Below are 7626 nucleotides of genomic sequence, written 5' to 3' on the forward strand. Positions count from 1 at the left end.
AAAATCCTCCGTTCCTCAACTCCGCTCATCTGTCCCAAGGGTGCTGATGCCGGACACAGCACACCGTTCGGCGGACCCCATTGCACAGCCAGCAGCACCGTGCCGGATGCCTCGCGCAAGGCGGCCAGCCGCTCCGCCAATTCCGACGGGGTGACGACGTGTCCGGCCTCCGCCAGCAGCGTCGCGACGCCGGGGGCATCGGCGGCTGTGGCGGCGCGAATATCGAGGCCGTAGCGTGACGTCACCAGTATGGTCCGTGCTGTGGCAAGCTGCTTATCACGAGACTGGCTACAGCTTCAGCCGCTGCGCGCAAGTACGCGGGCGACGGTGGTGTGGGTCCAGGCGCCTTGGCCGCGGGGGGTCGGCACGCCCCTCTCGTTCAATGCCCGGGCCAGCGCTGCCTGGCCAAGCACCCCCTCGTCGCGGAGCCGCTCCACCTCCAGGTGCAGCCTGTGCGCCGCCTGCTCGGCCGTCTGACGGCGCGCCAGGGCCGCCGCACTGCTGTCGGGGCCTGCTGCGGGCCGGTAGCCACGGTCGCCGCCTAGCACCGACCCACGCGCCTTCGCGGCCGCCAGCGCGACCCTGGTGCGCTCACTGATCAGCTCCCGCTCCTTCTGCGCCATCGCGGCGTAGATCCGCAGCATCAGTTCGTCCGCACCGGGCATGTCAGCCGCGCGGATGGCCGTGCCATCCTCCAGCAGCTGCGACAACGTGTGGGCGCGCCGGGTGATGCGGTCCAGCCGCGCCGCCACCAGCACCGCCCCCAGCTGGCGGCACCGTGCCAGCGCCGCCTGGAAGCCTGGCCGGCGGTCGTCCTTGCCGCTGGCAATGTCAGAGAACTCCGCCACCAGCGCCCAACCCTGCGCCGCCACGAAGGCCCGCACGCTGGCCTGCTGCGCCTCCAGGCCCAGCCCGCTCTGCCCCTGCTCGGCCGTCGAGACCCGGTAGAGGCCGACCGCCAGGCGCGAAGTCCGTATCTGCGTTGTCCGCATCAGGCAGGCACCGCGGCGATCTGGTAGACGCTGTAGCTGCCGCGCGCGCCGGTCCTGTTCGAACCAACCTGCTTCACCCGCTCCAGCACGGTCACCTCGATGCCGTGGCGGGTCCGAAGGCCGGCAAAGAAGCCGCGGACCGTGTGCGGCGCCCAGCCGGTCGCCTCCACCACCTGGGCCACCGTCGCGCCCTCCGCTCGGCGTAGCAGCTCCAGCACCGCCGCCTGCTTGGTGCCCTGGCGCGGCTTGCGTTGAGCGCCGGCTTCCCGGGGCGAGCGGGATGGCCGACCCGCGAGGGTAGAGCGGAGCAGTTCCAAGGGTGCATCCATTGGCTGCAAGGCGTCCCAGGCCGAAAGCACCGCCGCGGCGGCTGCGCGCAGGGTGGTGCGCTTCAGGCTGGTGTCCTGGGTCGAACATGCCGCCTCGGCCCCCCGGGGCGGGCCGTCGGCGCTGCCGCAGGCCTGGGCGCCTACCTGTGCCACGTCGGGCGCCGCGGGCGCCACGGCGGCCATCTGATCCGCCTGTACGGGCTCCAGGCCAATGGCGGTCAGGCCAACATCGGTGATGCAGAGCGCAATCCAGGCACCGTGCTCATCCTGGCGCCAGCCGCGCCCCGCATGCTCCGGCAGCGCCGTCTGCTCCGCCAGCAGCCCCGCCTTGAGCATGCTGCGGAAGACGGCGTTGCGTGCGGCGGCGGGAATCTTCGGCAGCGGGGCAAGTCCCGCCTCATGCTGCGCAGCCTCGCGCAGGATCTGGGACTGGGTGTCGGACAGCGTCATGGGTGGTGGTCTCCGGCAGCGGGGCGCCGAGGATCGGGCCCTACCACCACGCGCCCCGTTGGGAGGAACCCGGCCGGGGCGTGAGCAACGCTTCGCTCTGGAGCCGATCGAAGCCAAGCGCCTTCTGCAAAACGTGCTGCCGCCTCCCAGACTGCCACCGTGGCTGCACGCTAGGTACAGAGGCTACCGACCCCTGCCCCCCCCCGGGGGGGCCTCTGAATTCCTACCCCCGCCCCCTGGGTTGCCCCTGCAAATTGCCCCCGGGGTGCCAGGATCCGCAGTCGAGGGCCCGCCACCTGGTACGCCATACCCGCAACAACGACGCTATCGGCGCGCGGCACTGTTGCTTTTGGACGCCAAGTCGGCGTCTACCCATCACGGCATCGCCCGCTGCACGGCGCGGATCGTTGCGCTGAAAAAACACCTCGCTACTGGCCGAGGCGCAGGCCGTCACCCGGGCTGAGCTCGCGCAAGCCGCAGCAGCGGAGGCAGCCGCACCCCGATCCACCACGCTGGCCTCCACCCCAGCGGGCCCTCCGATCGGCGTCTTGGCCAGCGCCAAGTAGACTTGCAGCTTCGATTCCGCGCCGCGTTTAGCGCCACGGCGAGGCGGATGCTGACGGTGGTACTGCGGAACCAGCAAGCGGCCAGCGATTACGCGAAAGTCTGGTGAATGATGATGCGAGTCTGCGTTGGGGCAAACGCCGAGATAGATGCCCCGCCAGCTTCAAATGTCGAAGGAAGCCAAGATGGGGCACGGCCCGGCACTTCCCTCGGCGCACTCCCTCGCCAGTCGTCGCAGGGCGTCCCGGGCGCGCTGGAGGTCGGCGATCTTGCTGTCCAGCGCCTCGATGCGGGCTTTCGCAAGCTCGCGGGCACGGCTGCGGTCATCGCCGGCATCCAGGTCCAGAAGCTCACCGATTCCCTCCAGCGTGAAGCCCGCCGCCTGCGCCTGCCTGATGAACCGTAGGCGGCGCAGATCCGCTTCGTCGTAGTGCCGGATCCCGCCTCCTCGCACGGGTGTCCGGAGCAGGTTCTTGCGCTGGTAGAAACGGATTGTCTCGACGCCCACGCTGCCGACGGTGGCAAGCTCACCGATCGTCATGGATCCAACCATTTCGGGCATGCCGCGGGGAAGCATTTTCGCCTCTTGACTCCGTACCATGGTACGGAATCTATATTCAGGCCGACCGAATTTCAAGGAGACCAAACATGTCGGCTACAACCCTCCCTTCCGCCGCATCGAGCCGCTCTAAAATGCCGAAGAAGGCGGCCATCCACCGCATGGTGATGCCAGGGCACACCTGTCCCTATGGCCTCAAAGTCAGGGATCTGCTCGAGCGATCCGGCTACGAGGTGGAGGACCACCACCTCACCACGCGCGAACAGACCGACGCTTTCAAGGAACAGCATGACGTGGCGACGACGCCCCAGGTATTTATCGGGGCCGAGCGCGTCGGCGGCTACGACGACCTGCGCAGGTTCCTTGGGAAGTCTGTCGCGGATCCGAAGGCGACCAGCTACCGGCCGGTCGTCGCGCTGTTCGCAATGACCGCGCTGATGGCGATGGCGGCGAGCCATGCCGTGACGGGCAACCCCTTCACCATGCGCGCGGCGGAGTGGTTCATCGGCTTCTCTATGGTCGTGCTGGCGCTGCTGAAGCTCCAGAACATCGAGAGCTTCTCCACGATGTTTCTGAACTACGACCTGCTTGCCAAGCGGTGGGTGCCCTACTCCTACATCTACCCCTTCGCGGAGGGCCTCGCAGGTGTGCTGATGGTTGCGGGGGCACTCACCTGGCTTTCGGTACCGGTCGCACTCTTCATCGGCACCATTGGCGCGGCCTCGGTGTTCAAGGCCGTCTACATCGACCGGCGCGAGCTCAAATGCGCCTGCGTCGGCGGGTCGAGCAACGTCCCCCTCGGCTTCATCTCGCTGACCGAAAACCTGATGATGATCGCCATGGCGGTGTGGATGGCGCTTGCCGCCTTCGGATTGGTGACCGGCGCGGGCCACGCGATGTAAGGCGCCGCTCCGACTACCCGGCGACGGCCAATCGCTGCGGCAACGCGGTGATCAACCGGCATCGCGCGCCGGCGTCGCGGTTCCAACGCTTTCTCGCCGGTGTGCCGAACACCCGCGCGGCGGCGTTCCGGCAGTCGGCGACCGAGGTTGGCGTGGAGACGCTGATCACCATTGCCATCTCCACCACCACCGCGACCTTCATGGCGGATTTCTGCTTCAACGGGCAGACGGACGTCACGCCGACCGATCGCGCGGTGACCCTGGCGGCGAACCGTGGGCTCGGCTGGATGCTCGATACCTCCCAGGAGAAGGAATTTGCACTGGCTGGCGAGCGGCGCGTCAAGCGGGCGGTTGTTCGTGCGGGTGTTCGATGGGGCGGGGAATGTGTGGGAGGACATCGCTGGTGATGTGCTCGCGTCTATCACCACCATGCAGTGGAACGGACCGGCCAAGGGATGGAATGCCGGCGCGCCGATGGATGATGCCAACTTCAATCGGCGGCAGACCATCCGCGTCAGCACGGCGGTGGCCTATGCGCAGGTCGGGGTGATCGGCTTCGATGGGCCGATCGACCTGCAATCGCTCCGGCTCTACGGGCTGCCGGAAGCCGCGCCGGCGGTGCTGAATGGCACGCCGCTGCTGACAGGGGCGCTGTTCGGCTCAGGCCGGCGGGAGTTTGCCGCCGAGGTGTCCTGGGACCTGCCGAGCCTCGCGCCGGGGGCGACCTCACTGCTCGACGTTACCGTGAACGGAGCACGGGCGGGCGATCTGGCATCGGCGTCGCTGGTGTCGTCGACGCGGTTCATCGAACTCGATGAGGCAGTGTGGTCGAACAACACGGTGCGGGTGATGGCGCGGAACATCTCTGCGGCCAATTTCGACCTGGCGGCGGCGACGCTGTCGGTGGAGGTGACGAAGCGGCGGGTGCCGTGACGGGCTGCGATGGTCCGGGGAATGCAAGTCTCCGGACGACCCATTCACCCACAGCGATGGTGAGCAGCCACATGCCGACAACCACGATGTCAGTGGTCAACCCCGTCGGCGGTTCTCCACTGATCAGGTAGACGGGGAACATGACCGGCGCGACGGTTCCCGATCCCATGCCGATGGCATATGCGCGGATCATCCAAGCGCGGTGTCGAGGCATGGCGTGCGCCCGCGCCGCCGCCACGCCCAGCACGAGCACTGCGATCAGCGCCAGGCCAAAGACCCCGCGTGCGGCATCCAGAAGCCCGGTTGCGATGCTCTCGACCTGCAGCAGCAGCGCCAGCCCCGACAGCGCCAACCCCACTCCCGCAAGCACAAAGACCCGCCCGGTCAGGCGGTGCAGAGTGCCGAACCGGCGACGAAGGGCGCGCACAAACTGCAGCGGGCCGAGTACGCCGAACAGCACGCCCGCGAGCGCGTGAAGGAAGAAAGCGACGGGGACGGAGGCCAGCCGCAGGCTGTCCCCAAGCAATGCACCAAGCGGGATCTGCACCACGCGGACAGCGGCCATCATCACCGGGATGAAGGTGAAGAAGGCCAGGGCCAGGACAAGCGGAACCGGTCGGGCGAAGGCGCGGATCATGGCACCTTCGCGCTTCTGGGATGACAGTTCAGCACCGCCCCGCTGCCCGCGACAACGCATTGCAAGCGCCGCCGTCGCTTCGACCACGTTGGCCTGTGGCGGCGGGCCCCTCATTGCCGCTCCCGCGCTGGCCAACAGCCATGGCGGTGCAGATGGCATCGGAATGCGGTGTCTGCCCGAAGGTCACGGCATTTTGGAGGCCGGTGGCCCCGTACAGGTAGCAGCGGTAAGCCGCCCCGTCCCGCGTGGTGACAATGTAGTTGATGCGGCCCCCGGTCTCCTCGCCGCGGTCGGAGATGGCGAATTGGCCGACGGTTCGACCGATGGCCTGAGCGGTGCGTTGCTCCAGGCCGTCCTGGCTGATGGTGGCCCCACATCCGGCCAGGAGGACAAGCCCGGCCGCGAGGGCGGCGAAGGGTCGAATGTGCATGACTGGCTCATCTCCGGCGTTGTGACGCTGGTCACCTACTCATACAGCAATGCGCGTGGAACTAGCGAAATCCGGTCATTACGCATACAAGGATGCATGGATTGGAATGTCACGCAGCTCGACTGGAACCGCATCCGCGCCTTCCTCGCCACCGCTGAGGCGGGGTCACTCTCCGCCGCGGCGCGGGCGCTCGGCCTTACTCAGCCGACACTCGGCCGCCAGATCGCAGCGCTGGAGCGTGAGCTTGGTGTCGCCCTGTTCGAGCGGGCCGGTCGTGGCCTCGTGCTCACACCCACCGCCGGGGCGTTGCTGGAGCACGTGCGCACGATGGGGGAGGCCGCCGGCCGCTTGGCTCTGGCCGCCACCGGCCAGTCGCAGCGGATCGAAGGCCCGATTCGGATTACCGCCACCGAAGCCTGTGCGGCGCACGTCCTGCCACCCATCATTGCTCGGCTGCGCGCGGCATACCCGGGCATCACGGTGGAAATGCGCGCGACCAATCGCACGGTCGATCTGCTGCGGCGCGAGGCCGACATCGCGATCCGCAACTTCGACCCGCGTGAGCCGGAATTGATCGCCCGCAAGGTGGGGGAGGACCGGGGTCGCCCCTACGCAACCCCGGGCTATCTCAGCAAGCTGGGCCGTCCCCGGGCCTGGGATGATCTGACGCAGGCCGAGTTCGTGGGCTTTGGCGAAACCTCTGACTTCATGGAGGGCATGCGCGCCTTTGGTCTGCATGCGATGGTGCGCCAAGTGCCGGTGCATGTGGACAGCTACCTGGTGCACTGGGAACTGGTGAAGGAGGGCGTGGGCATCGGCTTCAACACAGATGCTGTGGGCGATGCGGAGCCACGGGTATGCCGTGTGCTGCCCGAGGCGGCGCCCATCGTCTTCCCTATCTGGCTCGTCACACATCGGGAACTGCACACCAGCCGACGCGTGCGGGTGGTCTTTGACCTGCTTAGCGATGCGCTGTCGTTGCAGCGCTGACTTGATGCGGCGCAGAGGGATGGTCATCAGGAAGCCGGCGGCCGAAAAGCGCCGCGCGCAGAGCCGGCTGAACGCTTCAGCATTCTCATAGCCGGCGCTTAAGGCGATGCTCATTTCTGGGGTATAGCCGCCGAACAAGAGTGTCGGCAGGCCATCATCCGGACTGGGGCACATCAAACCGCCCATGTGCCCTAGCAGCCCCCGCGCTTCGAGCATAGGCCTGTTCGATGGGCCGATCGACCTGCAGCTGCTCTACGAGCCGCCGGAGGCTGCACCTGCGGTGCTGAACGGCACGCCGCTGCTGACGGGGGCGCAGTTTGGCTCAGGGCGACGGGAGTTTGCGGCGGAGGTGTCCTGGGATCTTCCGAACTTGGCGCCGGCAGCGACGGCGCTGATCGACGGCACGGTGAACGGTGCACGGGCGGGAGACCTGGCATCGGCGTCGCTAGTGTCGTCGACGCGCTTCATCGAGCTCGACGCCGCAGTGTGGTCGAACAACACTGTGCGGGTTATGGCGCGCAACATCTCTGCGGCGACGTTCGATCTGGCGGCGGCGACGCTGTCGGTGGGGGTCGTGAAGCGGCGGGTGCCGTGAGTGATATCAGAACACGCGATCGGTGATGATCAGCGGCGTATCGACCGGCACCAGACCCTGTTCACGTGCCAACTCGCGAGCAAAGAACAGCATCATCTTGCGGCCGTCTTCATCGACATGCCCCCAAATTCGGAGCAGCTCTTCGCGCTGATCAGGCCCAGGCTTGCGGCCAGGGACGCGCTCTTTCTGCGTAGTACCTTCTGCGGCGGCCATTGATATGTTTCCTCTGACGCGAAGCGCGCATC

10 protein-coding genes and 1 pseudogene are annotated in these 7626 nt (G+C 67.5%); 5 read left to right on the top strand and 6 right to left on the bottom strand.

What is annotated here, in order from left to right:
- The 4 genes from ACFHNC_RS24265 to ACFHNC_RS24280 all read right to left on the bottom strand — a co-directional run.
- A partial coding sequence (locus ACFHNC_RS24265; protein ID WP_437171817.1) for a hypothetical protein occupies positions 1–245 on the bottom strand: 245 nt, incomplete at its 3' end.
- A gap of 51 nt (positions 246–296) precedes the next feature.
- Positions 297–992: a recombinase family protein gene (locus ACFHNC_RS24270; RefSeq protein ID WP_437171818.1), complete on the bottom strand. Its 696-nt coding sequence runs from the start codon at positions 990–992 to the stop codon at positions 297–299.
- The gene (locus tag ACFHNC_RS24275) at positions 992–1771 is read right to left on the bottom strand and encodes a DUF3489 domain-containing protein (protein ID WP_437171819.1); all 780 of its coding nucleotides are present in this window, start codon (positions 1769–1771) and stop codon (positions 992–994) included. Before ACFHNC_RS24275 ends, ACFHNC_RS24270 begins: the two co-directional genes overlap by 1 nt.
- 727 nt (positions 1772–2498) lie before the next feature.
- Entirely contained in the window at positions 2499–2876 is a 378-nt protein-coding gene (locus ACFHNC_RS24280; protein ID WP_437171820.1) for a MerR family transcriptional regulator, read from the bottom strand.
- Positions 2877–2983: 107 nt separating this feature from the next.
- Here ACFHNC_RS24280 and ACFHNC_RS24285 point away from each other — a divergent pair, with 107 nt between their 5' ends.
- The 3 genes from ACFHNC_RS24285 to ACFHNC_RS24295 are packed head-to-tail and all read left to right on the top strand — an operon-like array spanning position 2984 to position 4729.
- Entirely contained in the window at positions 2984–3796 is an 813-nt protein-coding gene (locus tag ACFHNC_RS24285) for a MauE/DoxX family redox-associated membrane protein (protein WP_437171821.1), read from the top strand.
- A 47-nt stretch (positions 3797–3843) separates the two neighbouring features.
- Positions 3844–4203, top strand: a complete 360-nt coding sequence (locus tag ACFHNC_RS24290) for a hypothetical protein (RefSeq protein ID WP_437171822.1) — start codon at positions 3844–3846, stop codon at positions 4201–4203.
- Entirely contained in the window at positions 4112–4729 is a 618-nt protein-coding gene (locus tag ACFHNC_RS24295; RefSeq protein WP_437171823.1) for a hypothetical protein, read from the top strand. Before ACFHNC_RS24290 ends, ACFHNC_RS24295 begins: the two co-directional genes overlap by 92 nt.
- A 97-nt stretch (positions 4730–4826) precedes the next feature.
- Here the strand turns inward: ACFHNC_RS24295 and ACFHNC_RS24300 are convergent.
- Positions 4827–5525, bottom strand: a pseudogene (locus ACFHNC_RS24300) (DUF2306 domain-containing protein); the annotation flags it as partial.
- 145 nt (positions 5526–5670) lie between these two features.
- Here ACFHNC_RS24300 and ACFHNC_RS24305 point away from each other — a divergent pair.
- Both ACFHNC_RS24305 and ACFHNC_RS24310 read left to right on the top strand, forming a co-directional pair.
- Positions 5671–6786: a LysR family transcriptional regulator gene (locus ACFHNC_RS24305; protein ID WP_437171824.1), complete on the top strand. Its 1116-nt coding sequence runs from the start codon at positions 5671–5673 to the stop codon at positions 6784–6786.
- 184 nt (positions 6787–6970) lie between these two features.
- Entirely contained in the window at positions 6971–7381 is a 411-nt protein-coding gene (locus ACFHNC_RS24310; RefSeq protein ID WP_437171825.1) for a hypothetical protein, read from the top strand.
- A 6-nt stretch (positions 7382–7387) separates the two neighbouring features.
- Here ACFHNC_RS24310 and ACFHNC_RS24315 read toward each other — a convergent pair.
- On the bottom strand, positions 7388–7626 hold a 239-nt coding region (locus ACFHNC_RS24315), incomplete at its 5' end, for a hypothetical protein (RefSeq protein WP_437171826.1).

It is taken from the genome of Falsiroseomonas sp. E2-1-a4 (genome assembly GCF_051433165.1).
Taxonomy (GTDB): Bacteria; Pseudomonadota; Alphaproteobacteria; order Acetobacterales; family Acetobacteraceae; genus Falsiroseomonas.